The sequence below is a fragment of the Candidatus Lariskella endosymbiont of Epinotia ramella genome (assembly GCF_964019805.1).
Lineage (GTDB): Bacteria > Pseudomonadota > Alphaproteobacteria > Rickettsiales > Midichloriaceae > Lariskella.
Map to the genome: position 1 here is coordinate 596,362 of NZ_OZ026472.1, position 15,079 is coordinate 611,440.

Consider the following 15,079-nt stretch of genomic DNA (forward strand, 5'->3'; position numbering starts at 1 on the left):
TATGGAAAATAATGCAGAGCAAGGTTTTAACTGTATGGAGGGTAAATTACTTGTGGCCTCTCCTAATTTAGATGATAACTGTTTTGAAAAGTCGCTCGTATACTTATGTGCACACGACAAAGACGGTGCAATTGGTGTGATAATTAACCATAAGATAGGTGCAATTACTGCACAAGAACTTGCAAAGTTTGCTAAGATTCAATCTAAAGGTTCAATTGATAAGAAGTTTCCGGTACTATTCGGCGGTCCTGTTTACACAGATAAAGTTGTAGTGCTTTGTATGAATAAGCATAAAGAGAAGATATTACGACAACATCAGGGAGTTACTTTATATACTGATCTTGAACATTTTCTACATGAATATTCAAAAGGTCATTTGCAGGAAAAGCTATTGTTCGCAAAGGGTGTTGCTATATGGGAATCTGGGCAGCTTGAAGCTGAGGTAGAATCCAATGCGTGGTTCCTTGTTCCAACTACCGCGGATTTTTTGTTTTCTCAGCGTATAAAAGATAAATGGAGCGCTATAATGCGAGATCTTGGTGTTGAAAGCTTTCACAATTTAGTTTGTTATTCCGGCAATGCATAGTAGCTATATACTCTGATTCTGTCTGTCAAATTTTGCGGAAAGTAAAATATACTAAAATTTCTGATATATAATTTGTCCTATACCTAGCAATACTACTTAACAAAATGCATTATTTTTTGCAATTTTGCTACTTTTTCTGCAGGATTTTCGACGCACTATAATTACTTGCAACCAAGATTGTTACAATTTATTGTACAGACTTGACAGCTTATCTCAAAGAAATCAGAATAAAGTATTGATATCTTTTGTTGTTTATGTAGAGGGAGTTTTTGTGTCGAAAGCCGTAACATTAAATAGATATGGTCCTCCAGATGTCTTACAAGTAGAGGATGTGAAGGCCTGTACCCCAAAGAATGGTGAGGTGCTTGTTAAGCACTCTGCAATAGGTGTTAATCGTATTGATTTACAGATGAGGTCTGGGCAAAAAACGTTTGGTGAATTGAAACAACCTTTGGTACTAGGTTATGAAGCAAGTGGTGTAATACAAGAACTTGGTGATAATGTTGATGGGTTTAAAGTAGGAGATAAAGTTGCATATGCAACTGCGCAAGTTGGTGCATATGTAGATTTTCGATGTATTCATCATAAGTATTTAATTACCGTTCCTGATTCTATTACAGAAGATATTGCAGCTGCTAGTATTTTTAAGGGGTTGACTGCACATTACCTTGCAGCACGTGCATTTATAATAAAAGAAGGAACAGCTGTTTTGATACATGGCGCAGCTGGTGGAGTTGGTAGGCTCTTATCACAAATTGCTAATTCGAAGGGTGCAGTCGTCATAGGAACAGTTATATCTGAACAAGAAAAGCAGATTGCACTCGAGTTTGGTTGTCACAAAGTGTTTAACACACAATCTGAAGATTGGGTAGCGTCCGTTTTGGATTTAACAAAGGGAATTGGCGTAACTGCTGTTTATGATGGGCTTGGAGCAGAAGTTTTTGACAAATCACTTGAGTGTTTAATGAGGATGGGTGTTTTGATAAGCTACGGTGATATTACTGGACAAGTCAGCAATATAGATATGGATAAAGTAAGGAATAAATCTATTTTTGTCACAGCACCATCGATATTTCACTATAAATCGAATCGTATGGAGTTATTGTTGAGTGCGCATGATATATTCTCAATGATAGAATCTTCCAAGTTAAAAGTAGAGATTGAACAGGCTTTCTCTCTTAGTGATGTAGCAAAAGCTCATCAACTTTTGGAATCTGGTAATACTAGAGGATCAATTATTTTAAAGCCATAAGTCAATTGTACATTCCAAGTTATCCTTTATTGTTCAATGGAGTGCTAACCATCAATTGGTTAAATATACAGCTTTACCTATACAAAATTGTATAATTTATAAAAAAAGTGTTTCACACAGCACAATTTTCTGGTAATTGAATATGAGACCTCTGCTTAAGGTTTGTTATGTCGAGTTTTGAAAGTGCTTAGAGAGAATGAATTACACCTTTGCTTTTTTGTTTTTCTCTAAGAGTGTTTGCTGATTTTAGAGCTTGTTGATAGCATTTATGAAATAATCAATATCGTTTGCAATTTATGAAAATAGAAGAGTTAAAAAATTCAGGCCTTGAAAGGGAATACAAAATCTCTATGCCTTCTACTGTTGTTACTTCTCGTGTTGATCGTAAAATTTTGGAGAAAGCTGCTACATTTAAACTCCCTGGCTTTAGAGAAGGTAAAGTACCTATCAGTATAGTCAAAAGACATATTGGAGCTGATATACTATCATCACAAGTTTCTGAAGTAATCAGAGAAACTATGCAGTCATTACTTACTGACAAAAATGTTAAGCCTGCAATGCAACCGCTAATTGATGTAAAAAATTTTGAAGCAGAAGGAGAATTTACTTTCCATGTTTCTATGGATGTTATGCCTAACATTCCAGAGCTGGACTATAAAAAAATAGAGATTGAATCCATTGAAGTTAAGCTTAGTGATGAAGAGATAAAGAATGCTGAGCAACAGTTTGCCAAAATCTTAAGACCGTTTAATGAAGGTGAAGAGGGATATGCCGCTCAAGAGCATGATATAATTATCATAGATTTCTCTGGGATAGCAGATGGACAAGATTTTACAAAGGGCGTACAACAAGATGTTAGAATACAGCTTGGATCTCATACTTTCATACCAGAGATTGAAGAGAATTTAATTGGAGTAAAAGCAGGAGAACAAAAAGAAATCACAGTAAAGCTGCCTGATGATTATCCAGAGTCTTCTGTAGCAGGAAAAGAAGCAAAGTTTAGTATTAAAGTAGAGAAAATAATGAAAGCTGGTCCTGAAGTTGTCTTTGATGATGAACTTGCAAATAAGCTAGGATTAAAAGATTTAGGAATGCTGAAAGAAGTGATAAAGCAAAGAGTCACTGGAGATGTAGCTGTATATTGCAAGATGCGTAATAAAAAGCAGCTATTTGACAAAATTGATTCTATGTATGATTTCACATTACCAACTGGACTTGTAAAGGTTGATTATGAATCAATTTTGTCTGAGGCTAAAAAACGTGCTGAGAAAGAAGGCACGCTAGAAGAGTTTGAGGAAGGAGCAGAAGAAAAGTTTAATGCTTTAGCTAAACGGCGTGTGAAATTAGGTCTAATTATAGCAAATATAGCAGAAGAAAATAACATATCAGTGAGTACAGAAGATATGAAAAATGCTATCAATGCTCAAGTTGCATCGTCGCCAAATCAGAAAAAAGAAATTTTAGAATTTTTTTCAAATTCTGAGAATCTAGAAAAATTACGTGGTCCGCTTTTAGAGGAAAAAGTTGTAGATTTTATATTATCTCGCATCAATCTCAATATAGTTTATGTATCAATGGATGAATTCAGTAATAAGTACCTAAAAGATACGAATGTATAGAAATGACATTAAGTACTTTTTGCTTTATAAAGCAGCTGTTTATGTGTTCTTTTTCTTTGTTTAGTCTATTTGATTAGATACATTTTAGAATATAATAAGGAACATCTGCTGAACTATCTACCTTGTGAACATCAAGAGTAATAAATAGCTTGTATGAAAAATCAAGCCCAAAAGGTCTGTGCAAGTGACTTTGCCGGCAGTGCCCTTGAGACATGCTGATTCTTAACTGATACTCGTTATTTTACTACTATTTTATAATCATTATCATTTCATATTTTCTCCAATACTCATTTGATATAATGCTTTTTGATAAGCAATTTATGATATAAATGAGTATTTTTAAAATGATATTGGTTATGAAACGCAAGGACTTAGTGCTATAGTTATTTTAGAATTTGAAAAAGAATATTACATAGAGATAGCATAATACAGGGATTTCAGGTTATCATAGTTATTTTGAATAGTGTTTTATGCAATAGCATTTTTAGCAATATGAATTTTAACAAGTAAATTGAGTAAAACTCAGATTTCGATTTTACATAAATTAAAGCTGGTTATTAATATGAGTGTTATGAATTTTGTTCCAGTAGTAGTGGAACAAACATCTAAAGGCGAAAGGGCGTTTGATATTTACTCGCGTTTGCTGAAAGAGAGAATTGTCTTTGTAAATGGTGAGATTGAAGACTCCATGGCTTCACTTATAGTTGCGCAGCTATTATTTCTTGAATCTGAAGATCCAGAGAAGGATATATGTATGTATATCAACTCACCTGGTGGTGTCATTACATCAGGTATGGCAATTTATGATACTATGCAATACATAAGGTGTGATGTTGCAACTATCTGTATAGGACAAGCAAGTTCCATGGGCTCCATGCTACTTACTGCTGGTGCGACAGGAAAGAGAAGTGCTTTGCAAAACGCAAGAATAATGATACATCAGCCACTTGGAGGTTATAGGGGGCAAGCTACGGATATAGAAATTCATGCTAAAGAGATAATACGTATAAAACATAAAATGAACACGTTGTATGTTCACCATACAGGTAACTCTCTAAAAGTGATCGAAAAACACGTTGAGCGTGATAAATTTATGAGTAGCGAAGAAGCCAAAGATTTTGGATTGATAGATAACGTTATAACAAAACGACATGTGATTATGGAGCAGCCTAGCCATGGAAAAAGATAATATAGAGAGAGGTAATATATTATATTGTTCATTTTGTGGGAAGAGTCAGCCTGAAGTAAAGAAATTAATTACTGGCACCTCAGCTCATATATGCAATGAGTGCGTTGAGCTTTGTATTGATGCAATAGAAGATGGAAATCGAGCATTTTTTCCTAACGATAGTTTACCAAAACCAAAAGATATATACGAGTTTCTTGGACAGTATGTCATAGGACAAGAGAAAGCAAAGAAGATATTGGCAGTTGCTCTACATAATCACTATAAACGTCTTATGAATACTAAAATTAGTGATGTCGAGATATCTAAATCAAATATATTATTAATAGGTCCTACTGGCTCTGGAAAGACCTTGCTTGTACAGACATTAGCAAAAATTTTGAATGTGCCTTACGCTATCGCGGATGCAACGACTTTGACAGAAGCAGGATATGTGGGTGAAGATGTAGAAAATACAATTTTGAAGTTATTGCAAGCTGCAGACTATAATATAGAAAGAGCACAGAAGGGAATAGTATATATAGATGAGATAGATAAAATTTCTAGAAAAGCTGATAGTCCTTCTATAACAAGAGATGTATCTGGCGAGGGTGTGCAGCAAGCATTGCTTAAACTTATGGAAGGCATTGTAGCTTCAGTTCCACCACAAGGTGCAAGAAAACATCCACAGCAAGAGTTCTTGCAGGTTGATACTACAAATATTTTATTTATATGTAGTGGTGCTTTCGAAGGTATTGAGAAGATAGTTGCAAATCGAAAACAAAACTCTTCTATAGGGTTTGGTGCAAAAATAAAAGATTCAACGCAACATGATGCACATGAGTTGTTATCTGAAGTTGAGCCTGAAGACTTGATAAAATATGGATTGATTCCAGAATTTGTTGGTAGATTGCCTGTTATCGCTACACTTGAGCCTTTAAATGAAGAAGCCTTAATTGAGATTATGACAAAACCTAAGAATGCAGTGTTAAAACAATACACAAAGTTATTAGAGATAGATGGAGTAAAATTAACTGTTGAAGACGAAGCATTGAGTGCCATTGCAAAGAAGACTTTATCTAGAAAGACTGGTGCTAGAGGTTTGCGTGCAATACTTGAGTCTTCTCTGCTTGATATAATGTTTGACATTCCTAGTCAAAGTGATGTGAAAGAAGTTATCATTACAAAAAGTGTTATAGATGATAATGCAAGACCTGAAACAGTAAATGATACCATATCTGATATAATAGAACCTAAAAAAATAGAAGGCGTAAAAAAGAAAACAGAGGTAGCGATTAATCAAAAAACAAATTGATATAAGTTTTTGTGCTTAAATGTATGGCTTAAATATTGTTGCAGGATTCTACTAGTTGGCAGCAAGAAATAAGTGCGAAATAGGCTTATTGAAGTCTGTCCGTCAAAATCGATTTGCTTGTACACACACCAAAAGTTCACTTCAAACTAGCAAAACGCTTCCAAAGAAATAAGGCGACTTAATAGTCTATGGATTGCATTTCATATAGTCTTGATACAAGTCTTGCGAATTCTGTTTTATGCTTCTTCCCAGAGTATAAATTATCTATACTGACATCTGCTGTACAAATTAATCTCGTTTTTGCTTCATATATCTCATCTATCAAAGTAATAAACCTCAAAGCTTCATTATGATTCTCTTCACACATTTTAGGTATATTTTCTATAATAATGACATCAAAAACTTTGCAGATAGCAATATAATCATTAACTCCAAGCGGCACATTACAAAGCTCTGCGAAGTCAAATAAAGCAATAGATTCAAAAGAACGTTTGACTGTTAAACTTCTACTCCCATGAACATCTATAGAACGTGCTGCTAGAATATTATTACTACCAATCAATTTACTTAACACATTTTTAATAAAATCTGATGCTGTATCGTCGAGTGGAAAGTGATAAAGCTTCTCAATACCTTTCACCTTTGTACTTCTATAATCATGGTTATTATCAAGATGAAATATATCCAGTGAATGCTCTAATAAGTCCATAAACGGTAGAAATCGCTGACGTTGTAATCCACCTTCAAAGAGTTTTTGTGGCTCAAAGTTCGAAGTGATAAACACAAACACACCATTAGATAGTATAAATTCAAACAGCCTGAGTAAAACCATAGCATCTGCTATATTATTCACCTGTAACTCATCTAAACATAGTACTTTGCAATCTTTTATTATATCACCAGCCACAATTTCCAAAGGTTTTAGCGATGAGGCTATAATCTTACTCTTCTGTAAATTATTTAAGTTAGTGTGAAAATCCAGCATAAACTTATGAAAATGCATAATCTGCTTTTGTTTTATTGCTAAATTATCAAAAAATATTTTCATTAGCATGGACTTTCCGCGTCCTGTGCCGCCCCATATATATATGCCCATTGCGAGCTTTTTTCCTTTTTGTTTATTTAATTTTTTATATATTTTTTCGAGAGTTTTCACATAAAGATAGATAAGGTTTGTTCTTGATATTGTGTAAATATTTGTGGTGTTGTAAGAGCGCACCAAAGCTTGATGGATCCGTAGACCATTGACTCCTTCTTTAGACCTCTTGCATAACCTATTTAAAGCTCAAAGTTATAGATACCAGCAAGTAAATTAAACCTTAAACCGAATCGTTTTCTTCTGTTCCTATAACGATCAGCGATAATTTTAAATCGTTTGATCATGCCTATGACGTTTTCATTTAAAACACGTTCACTAGACAATTGACGATTTTTCTTTTTATCTTTCCTGCTTAGTGGTCGCTTTTTTGTCTTTTTCTTTGGTAACTCTGAATTATAATGCAACTTATCAATGCCTTGATAACCAGTATCTGTAAGAACTTTAATCTCAGGGTGGATGTGAACTCCGGATTCTTTAAATAACCTGAAATCATGACGCTTGCCATTAGAAAAATTAGTGCAAATGATTTCTTTTTTCCTTTTATCCACAATAAGCTGAGTTTTTAGAGTATGTCGCCTCTTTTTTCCCGAATAAAAGTGCTTCTGTTTTTTTTAGGTCGTTCTATCGGTGTTTCAGTAGCATCAATTAACACAAGTTCGTATTCAGAATCGCTTTTTAGTAATGCTTTACGTCCAGGTAGTGAAAATCGTTTATCTTTAATTAGAGTATCTTCAATCCAACGTATATTACGATAACAGGCACTTTCACTTATTCCATAACTGCGGGAAATATGAAAATATGTCCTGTATTCACGCAAGTACTCAAGCGTCATGAGTAATCGATCTTCTAAAGCCAATTTATTGGGTTTTCCACCTTGAGACTTTAAAATAGCTTCAGCTTCTTTTAATATACTTAGTATAACTTCAAACGTTCCTCGTTTAATGCCAGTAAGCCTGCGAAACTCTTCTGCGTATTCATCTTTGATGTTTTCAAACTTCATGTTATCCTTGATAAAATCAAGGATTTTAATCAATTTATATGGTTATGCAAGAGGTCTATTATCTTCTACTTTCATAATTAGTAAATTAGCTTTTATAGTAGCTTATAATATGTTAACATTCCACTTGCAGGCAGTTGTGTAGTCGCTGAAATTTATTTTTCAGAGGAAAGTCCGGACTTCACAAAACAATGACGTCGGGTAACACCCGGCGAGGGAAACCTTAGGGAAAGTGCCACAGAAAATATACCGCCAGAAGTTATTTTATCATCTGGTAAGGGTGAAAAGGTGAGGTAAGAGCTCAAACCGGGTCCACAGCAATGTGTATCGCATGGTAAACCCCGTCAGAAGCAAGGCTATATAGATGCGCGATAGATTATTAGATCTGCGGTTTTGTTTTGGCCGTTATATTTAGCAGCGCAAGGGTGAGCCGCATAGATTGCACTGGTAACTGTGCAACAAGATAAATGGCTACAAAGAGCTTTTATGCTCTACAGAATCCGGCTTATAGACTGCTTGCAAGTTTTTATTGATATATGTAGATGATTGATTTTATGTGCATAGCCACGGTTTTATATACAAAATTTTTCGGTACTCGTGTTGGAAGTGACGAGTTTGGCAATGTATATTATGAGCGTTCTGATGAAAAAAACTTCTTTGGAAGAAAAAAACGCTGGGTTATGTACAGTGGAATTGTAGAACCCACTAAAGTACCTAGTGCCTGGTTTGCTTGGTTACATCATCAGAGAGATGCTGTTCCAGATTTTAAAGAATATGGCGTAAAACGCAGTAAAGGCAAAAAAACGCACATACCAAATTTGACAGGAACACAAAATGCTTATTATCCTCCTGGATATGGGGTTGCACCAAATAGACGTGAAAAAGTAAGTGCAGATTACGAAGCTTGGGAACCAGATTTCTGAAATCTTTGACGACTCCAAAATTATGATGCACCGAAAGTCCTGCAGAAAAAGTGGTAAAATTGCCAAAACCCTTATGGAGTGAGTACTCCCACAAAAGTCTCAGAAGCGGCATGAAATAGTGCACCGAGTGTCAAAGTAGCGCTTTAAATCCGTAAGAAAATGTTATAATAAACGTAAAAACCTTATTGATTTTTGCGCACGCAAATCAATTTTTGGCGGACGGACCAAAAAGTGTTTTAAGTCCGTAAGAAAATGATTTATTCCATAAGGTTTTTAGTTGTTGCATCATCGTTTGTGGCAAATGCACTCCTAGAAACAAGAGCTTGACCTCTCTTGCTCCATTTGCTATCTGGGAATTCTTTTGATAACACTTCCGCATAATATTTTGCTTCATCCAAAATACCAATTGAAGTGTATACTTCTACCATTCTATATAATGCTTCACTTCTAAACGCTGTTTTTGGATAAATGCGTATAACATTCTGAAATCTCGGAACAGCTGAAAATGGCATTTTCTGAAATAGATAAAACCTTCCTACCGACATTTCTTTTGCAGCAATTGTATCATATGCAAATTGCCTTTTTTTCTCTGCATCAGCACTATATTTTGAATGAGGAAATCTTGTAATCAATTTATTTAAAGCCAATAGGCTATCTTCTGTTAAGTTTTGGTCTCTCTCAAAATCCATCATCTGATTTATAAGTGATAATGCTCTAATATAGTATACATAATCAACATGCTGATTAGCTGGATAATTTCTTACAAAATCATCCGCTGCAAATGTAGCATCATCAAACTTATCACTTTTAAAGTATGCATACATTTTTAGCATTGTTGCATTTGGCGCTAATCTATGAGCAGGGTGCTCTTTCTCTATGGTAGAAAAATCTTTAATTGCTTCTGCAAATCTTTTCTCTGATATGTTTTTTACTCCTGAGCTATAAAGCTCCTCCGGATTCGTCGGGATTACCTTATCACTATTATTGCTGGCGCAGCCTATAACAAATAATGTAAGAAATAAAATCAGAAAACGCATGTAATACATCTTAAATACCTAGTAGTTATTTCCTAGATTACATAACTTTAAAAAAAACAAACGTCAATACGTAATTACAACATTGATGCACAAAAACATGATAATGTATATTATGGAAAATGATCCATACTTAATTGTTCTATAATTATCATTGTATATCTTTTAACTCTTTTTGTACTATTGCAGTTTCTACCACATTGATGATCTGCTGATCGCCAATAGCATGCGCTAAATCTTTAGCTGTTAGACCACCAATACCTCTTTGATTTAAATCAGCACCATTTGCTATTAGTATTGCAATCAAGTCTATATTTTTACGATTCATTGCAATAGTGAGTGCTGTATCTCCATGTCTACTGCTATAATTCACATTCGCTCCTTTTTTTAGAATCTGTACAACACAAGTATTTGCTCCTATAAATGTACAGTCTAGTAATGCTTGATTTATATCATCATACTGAGAAGCAAGCACCATAGCAATTTCCTCATACATTTCACCTGATGACTCATAAGGAGTTAAACCAGCATTATCCATTGCAAAAATATTTGCTCCTATAGAAATCAACATTTTAAACATATCTACTCTGTTATAAATTGCTGCTATATGTAGCGCAGTTCTTCCATCGAGTGTAGTTATGCTAACATCTGCACCACTCATCATTAGATATCTAAATGCATCAAACTTATTATATACTATGGCATACATTAATGGCGTATAACCGTTGCTTGCATCCTGTGCATTAATATCAGCACCTTTAGCTAATAAAGCTTGAATTGCACCTATATCTGAGCTTTGTACAGCAATAAATAGCAGAGAAGAATATTCACTTTGATAAAATGCTTTGGGTAAATGCTGGTTTTGTCTGTTATATTGCTTTTTACTTATGCTTGGAGGTAAAGGTTGCTTTCTATAATCATATGGCTGTCTCGTGTTTATGTCTAAATCCATACTATGTGTCTCTTCATCAAAATCTGGAACTCTAGCATTGAATCCAGGCACTACCAAGTATTCTTTCTTATGTGTGATACTGTGTTTTTTTTTCGCTGTTCCATTATTTTTATCATCAACATTTGTTATGTCTTTTGTGGAACCACTATTCTCTTTTTTGGGAAGTGATTTTTTAGCATCTGATTCATTGCTTATTTTATTGATTTTCAAAGGTTTCGACGCAACATTTTTTTCTACTACTTTTTCTTTCTTACTGTTTTCACTTTCGGCATTCTTACTTAAACCATCAGCATTCTTTGCATTCTTTGTTTTATCTGGCACTGCAATACTACTACTATTGCTTAACACATTCTTATCTTTACGATTACTATCGATCTTAGAAACATTGTTAATCTGCTCAGCTGGCGTAATGCTTTGAATTTTATCAGCAGAACCATCTACTACACTTGGAATAGTAACATCACTTGCAATTTCTTTACTCGCACTTGGAGCAGGAGCAATTGGGGCAACTGGATCGCTAAACTTTTCAGGTAATGCTAAACTTTTTTCCTGCTGTTTAGTTGTGTCACTATTTTGACTTTTCTGTTGTAATGTAGTGAGTGACTCAAGTGTTGGAGGAGGTAAAAATTTAGCTCCATCTTGCGATTTATTCTTAAGTGCAGTATTCACTTCTTTCACATTATCATCTACAATCGATTGCGGAGGAGCAACAGACACTTGCTTTTTGCTGAATGCACTTTCTATCTTTTCTAACTTATTATCTGCAGGCTTGCTACTCGTACTAACGTCAATCGACTCTGAATTGCCTCTGTTTATAGGAGTCCACGGCATATCTTTATTAGAATCTGCTAAACTTCTTACGTCACTCCAAAAATCTTCATCCTTAGTACTACCTATGCACAAACCTTCAAAGAAAGTGACGTATGTTACACAAATTAGCACAAAAAAAAGCAGCACAAAATTAGAACGTCGTAACATATTGTGGTCTAACAGTTTTGGTAAATAGTCACACCTCAACTTGAGCGCCTCCATCAATTTGAAATCCAATATTAATCTCAATCGTCCTTATCAGGCATCAACATCCTAATTTCTCTCTCTACTATCTTCTCTACTATTCCAGGTAAATTAGTGTTTAACCACTTGATCAACTCAGGTTTTAACAAATCCTTCACAATCTTCTGAAGACAAGAATCAAGAGCATTAGCAGTTAATTCATCACATGCCATATCACCGGATTCTATAGAATCATCGTTATAAAATCTAGACTTATTAATAGATTTGCTATCTATTATCTCTCTTTCTGTAAGTTCTAATATATCATCTTGCATTTTTTTGAAATCGTCTCGCGACATCATGCTTTGTATATTGTGAAGCGCTTCTTGGATTTCATTTTTTTTATCGGATTTCATAAATTGCCATCTTTATCTAAGAATGGATGCAAAGCTACTGCCTCGTTACTGCAGATGTTGAAAGCAACAACCATATCTTATCTTGCCCAATTTTTTTGCCAAATTGCCAAGCATCTTCAACTATAACAATTTTTTCTGTGTTACCATTTAACAAGTTTCCTGCCTTATCTTTGACATAGCTAACCTGGTCACTTACTATCCTCAATGTTATTGAAGCTAAGTGATCTGATATATAAGCATCTGTTATTTCAACATCTCTCACTCCGATAATAGTCTTGTTGTACAAATATCCAGAAGATATTCTTTTCTCCATTTCTCTAGAAAATACCTTATAAACATCTGAACTCAGCAGCATCTGAAGAGATTGTTTATCATATTTTGTAAAGGCATTTATTATTGTTATGAATGCTTTTTTTGCACATGATACAAATACATCAGCATTAAAATTTCCTTCAACTTCTCTTATTTTATCAAATACATCTCTTATATGAGGAGCAAGTGCTGCTTCAGTGGCTGAAATTATTTCGATATCTGCAGGTTTTTGAGCTTCTTTATCAAAATTATCAACTGAATTCTCAAAAACTTTAGCGGTAGATGAATTGTTATCAGTATGCCCAAAAATCTTGAATAACCTGATAAAAATTATTACTGCTATCCCTAATAAAAAGATTAAATCTAACATTTTAAACTCAAGTACACAATAATATAGTTTCAATGTCTTAACATAAGTTAATAATATAGCCTAGATCTATATTTATAAACAGCACAAATTGCAAGACATTAAACATCAATCACGTGAAAAAAATCTTAGATTTTATTTTAATGATCCCATATCACCTTTCCAGCGTGAATCTATTATATTCATAATATCCATAGCAATCCTTGTATACCAATCAAATTCTGTTTCTCCTAATTGCTGCTCATATGATAAAGACTGTTTTAAGTCATTTTTGTTGCTAAGAATACGTAACACTAACTCCATGGAAGAACCATATTGTGAAGCTTCTATTAATACTAACTCACGTACCCTATAACGTTCTAATATGTTGGAAAAACTTACATATTCTGCAGTCATAAAACTAGAAAGGTCAATATTATCTATGTCCTGGATATTACCTCTTATGACAGCAGGCCTTATCATACCAATTTGTTCTGGAATTCTATCCCAAGCCTCTTTCCAATTACCATTAAACCAAAGCCAATTCATACTATTTTTTAAAAATGGTATGATTACAAATGAGTCAAATATTTTTGTTTGATATAGTATGCCAGAGCTATTCAATAGAGATAGAACATTTTTTTCATCAAATTCTATATTTAATGTAGCCATATATGAATGTGATGTCATACGCTCATCTAAAAATTGTATCTTTTTGATCAATTTTTTAAAATCTGTAACTTTCAGGTTATCTATACGCTTATGCGCAGCAGGCATTGTAATAGCAAGAGATAGTTTTTTTAGACCACTCATTATCCCATCTTCTACTGCAATCTTTTTCGAATCTTTTAGATTGCCAGCGTCATAAAAAACATGTATGTTCTCCACATAAAATACATTGTCTACAGCTGCTATCGAACTACTTGCCACTGAAAATGTAAAAAATATAGTAGCAGCGATGTTGTGTAATTTATACCAATTATACATCAACAGCTTAGACATAAATCCACCTCAAATTACGCATACAAATCTGCATATTCTTCTTATTTGCGACTTACTTTTATTATTATCAGTACGTCACACTCTTAAAAAGCATCCAGTAGGACGCATATACGGATAGTAATATGATAGCCCATAGTTATGCAACCTTTAAGTTTATTAGTAGTAGACAATATATGCCAATACAGAATGTATTAGAACTAAGCTCTCTAGTAATATTTTTTGCTGTGTATAAATTCTTTGGTATCATCACAGCAACATTTGCATTGATGACTTGTACTTTATGCAACATGCTATTCTTATATTTGAGATATAGAGTGAAGCCATCCAAGATGATGATCTTTTCTGCAACCATATTATTTTTATTTGGCGGATTAAGCCTTATAACAAATGATGCAAGATTTATTAAAATAAAACCAACAATACTATATGGAACTCTCGCAGTATCTTTAGCAATTGGAACGCTATTCAATAAATATTTTATTGGTAATATTTTAAAGCAAGCACTTGACTTAAGCCATAAACAGATAAAACTATTGACAATACAGTGGGTTGTTATATTTACCGCCCTTGCAGTGGCAAATGAAATAACATGGCGCAACTTCAGCGAAGATATTTGGATAAACTTTAAAGTTTTTGTTACACCTATTCTGCTTGTTGTGATTTCAGCTCTGCAATTATATTGCCTACGCGGCAATTTGAGAAAAAAATGAGCACTGGCGTTTCTTATATCTTAGACACCTTGAAGTACTCGTGAACCCGCGCGGCCTGGTGTGAATGTCAGAACTCATATACCTAAAACCCGCGGGAAGATCACAACGAAAGAGCATGTTTATCATTTTTTTGGGAAGGTTCGCATTGGGATGGTGCGATTTTTTTGATAAACATACCTTAAGACAGCTATATCAAAGATATGCTCTTAGTTCAACTAAAATGTGCATAAAAATTATACTTTTTTTATAGCTTTCACTGCAAATCTAGGCAATGCCTGGGAAATCTCGCATTAACCCGTGCAATTAATAGTTGATCGTAATACATTTGTAGTCTAAGTTCACAGTATAATGTTTCTCA

General features: G+C 34.1%; 14 protein-coding genes and 1 other RNA gene. 8 read left to right on the plus strand and 7 right to left on the minus strand.

Going from position 1 to position 15,079, the window contains the following annotated elements:
- Nucleotide 1: 1 nt before the first annotated feature.
- The 5 genes from AACL20_RS02615 (at nucleotide 2) to clpX (ending at nucleotide 5,937) form a co-directional block, all read left to right on the plus strand.
- The gene (locus AACL20_RS02615) at nucleotides 2-586 is read left to right on the plus strand and encodes a YqgE/AlgH family protein (RefSeq protein WP_339052531.1); all 585 of its coding nucleotides are present in this window, start codon (nucleotides 2-4) and stop codon (nucleotides 584-586) included.
- Nucleotides 587-857: 271 nt separating this feature from the next.
- Nucleotides 858-1,838, plus strand: a complete 981-nt coding sequence (locus AACL20_RS02620) for a quinone oxidoreductase (protein WP_339052532.1) — start codon at nucleotides 858-860, stop codon at nucleotides 1,836-1,838.
- Between the two features lie 296 nt (nucleotides 1,839-2,134).
- A complete protein-coding gene (gene tig, locus AACL20_RS02625) occupies nucleotides 2,135-3,457 on the plus strand; it encodes a trigger factor (RefSeq protein WP_339052533.1) in 1,323 nt (440 codons plus the stop codon).
- 571 nt (nucleotides 3,458-4,028) lie between these two features.
- Complete coding sequence (clpP, locus tag AACL20_RS02630) at nucleotides 4,029-4,646, plus strand: ATP-dependent Clp endopeptidase proteolytic subunit ClpP (protein ID WP_339052664.1); 618 nt, start codon at nucleotides 4,029-4,031, stop codon at nucleotides 4,644-4,646.
- A complete protein-coding gene (gene clpX / locus AACL20_RS02635) occupies nucleotides 4,633-5,937 on the plus strand; it encodes an ATP-dependent Clp protease ATP-binding subunit ClpX (protein WP_339042430.1) in 1,305 nt (434 codons plus the stop codon). The genes clpP and clpX overlap by 14 nt, the downstream gene beginning before the upstream one ends.
- 178 nt (nucleotides 5,938-6,115) lie before the next feature.
- Here clpX and zapE read toward each other — a convergent pair whose 3' ends face one another.
- A complete protein-coding gene (gene zapE / locus AACL20_RS02640) occupies nucleotides 6,116-7,156 on the minus strand; it encodes a cell division protein ZapE (protein ID WP_339052534.1) in 1,041 nt (346 codons plus the stop codon).
- 59 nt (nucleotides 7,157-7,215) lie between these two features.
- Nucleotides 7,216-8,036 (minus strand): IS5 family transposase gene (locus tag AACL20_RS02645; protein WP_339051669.1). Its coding sequence is split into 2 segments (ribosomal slippage): nucleotides 7,216-7,649 and nucleotides 7,649-8,036, totalling 822 coding nucleotides; the frame shifts between segments, so codons are not numbered across the junction.
- Nucleotides 8,037-8,162: 126 nt separating this feature from the next.
- Here AACL20_RS02645 and rnpB point away from each other — a divergent pair.
- An RNA gene (rnpB, locus tag AACL20_RS02650) (RNase P RNA component class A) lies at nucleotides 8,163-8,557 on the plus strand.
- Between the two features lie 30 nt (nucleotides 8,558-8,587).
- Nucleotides 8,588-8,956 (plus strand): NADH-ubiquinone oxidoreductase subunit NDUFA12 family protein, encoded by a 369-nt coding sequence (locus AACL20_RS02655; protein ID WP_339052535.1) that lies wholly within the window; start codon nucleotides 8,588-8,590, stop codon nucleotides 8,954-8,956.
- A 257-nt stretch (nucleotides 8,957-9,213) separates the two neighbouring features.
- Here AACL20_RS02655 and AACL20_RS02660 read toward each other — a convergent pair whose 3' ends face one another.
- The 5 genes from AACL20_RS02660 to AACL20_RS02680 form a co-directional block, all read right to left on the minus strand.
- A complete protein-coding gene (locus tag AACL20_RS02660) occupies nucleotides 9,214-9,993 on the minus strand; it encodes an outer membrane protein assembly factor BamD (protein WP_339052536.1) in 780 nt (259 codons plus the stop codon).
- A gap of 148 nt (nucleotides 9,994-10,141) precedes the next feature.
- Nucleotides 10,142-11,884, minus strand: coding sequence for an ankyrin repeat domain-containing protein (locus AACL20_RS02665; protein WP_339052537.1), 1,743 nt, complete (start codon nucleotides 11,882-11,884; stop codon nucleotides 10,142-10,144).
- A 113-nt stretch (nucleotides 11,885-11,997) separates the two neighbouring features.
- Nucleotides 11,998-12,351, minus strand: coding sequence for a DUF2497 domain-containing protein (locus AACL20_RS02670; protein ID WP_339042442.1), 354 nt, complete (start codon nucleotides 12,349-12,351; stop codon nucleotides 11,998-12,000).
- A 34-nt stretch (nucleotides 12,352-12,385) separates the two neighbouring features.
- A complete protein-coding gene (locus AACL20_RS02675) occupies nucleotides 12,386-13,033 on the minus strand; it encodes a Tim44/TimA family putative adaptor protein (protein WP_339052538.1) in 648 nt (215 codons plus the stop codon).
- A 132-nt stretch (nucleotides 13,034-13,165) separates the two neighbouring features.
- Nucleotides 13,166-14,011 carry a hypothetical protein gene (locus tag AACL20_RS02680; protein ID WP_339052539.1) on the minus strand — a complete coding sequence of 282 codons (846 nt, stop codon included), beginning with the start codon at nucleotides 14,009-14,011 and terminating at the stop codon, nucleotides 13,166-13,168.
- Between the two features lie 173 nt (nucleotides 14,012-14,184).
- Here AACL20_RS02680 and AACL20_RS02685 point away from each other — a divergent pair, with 173 nt between their 5' ends.
- Entirely contained in the window at nucleotides 14,185-14,721 is a 537-nt protein-coding gene (locus AACL20_RS02685) for an inner membrane-spanning protein YciB (RefSeq protein ID WP_339052540.1), read from the plus strand.
- The last annotated feature ends 358 nt before the right edge of the window (nucleotides 14,722-15,079 follow it).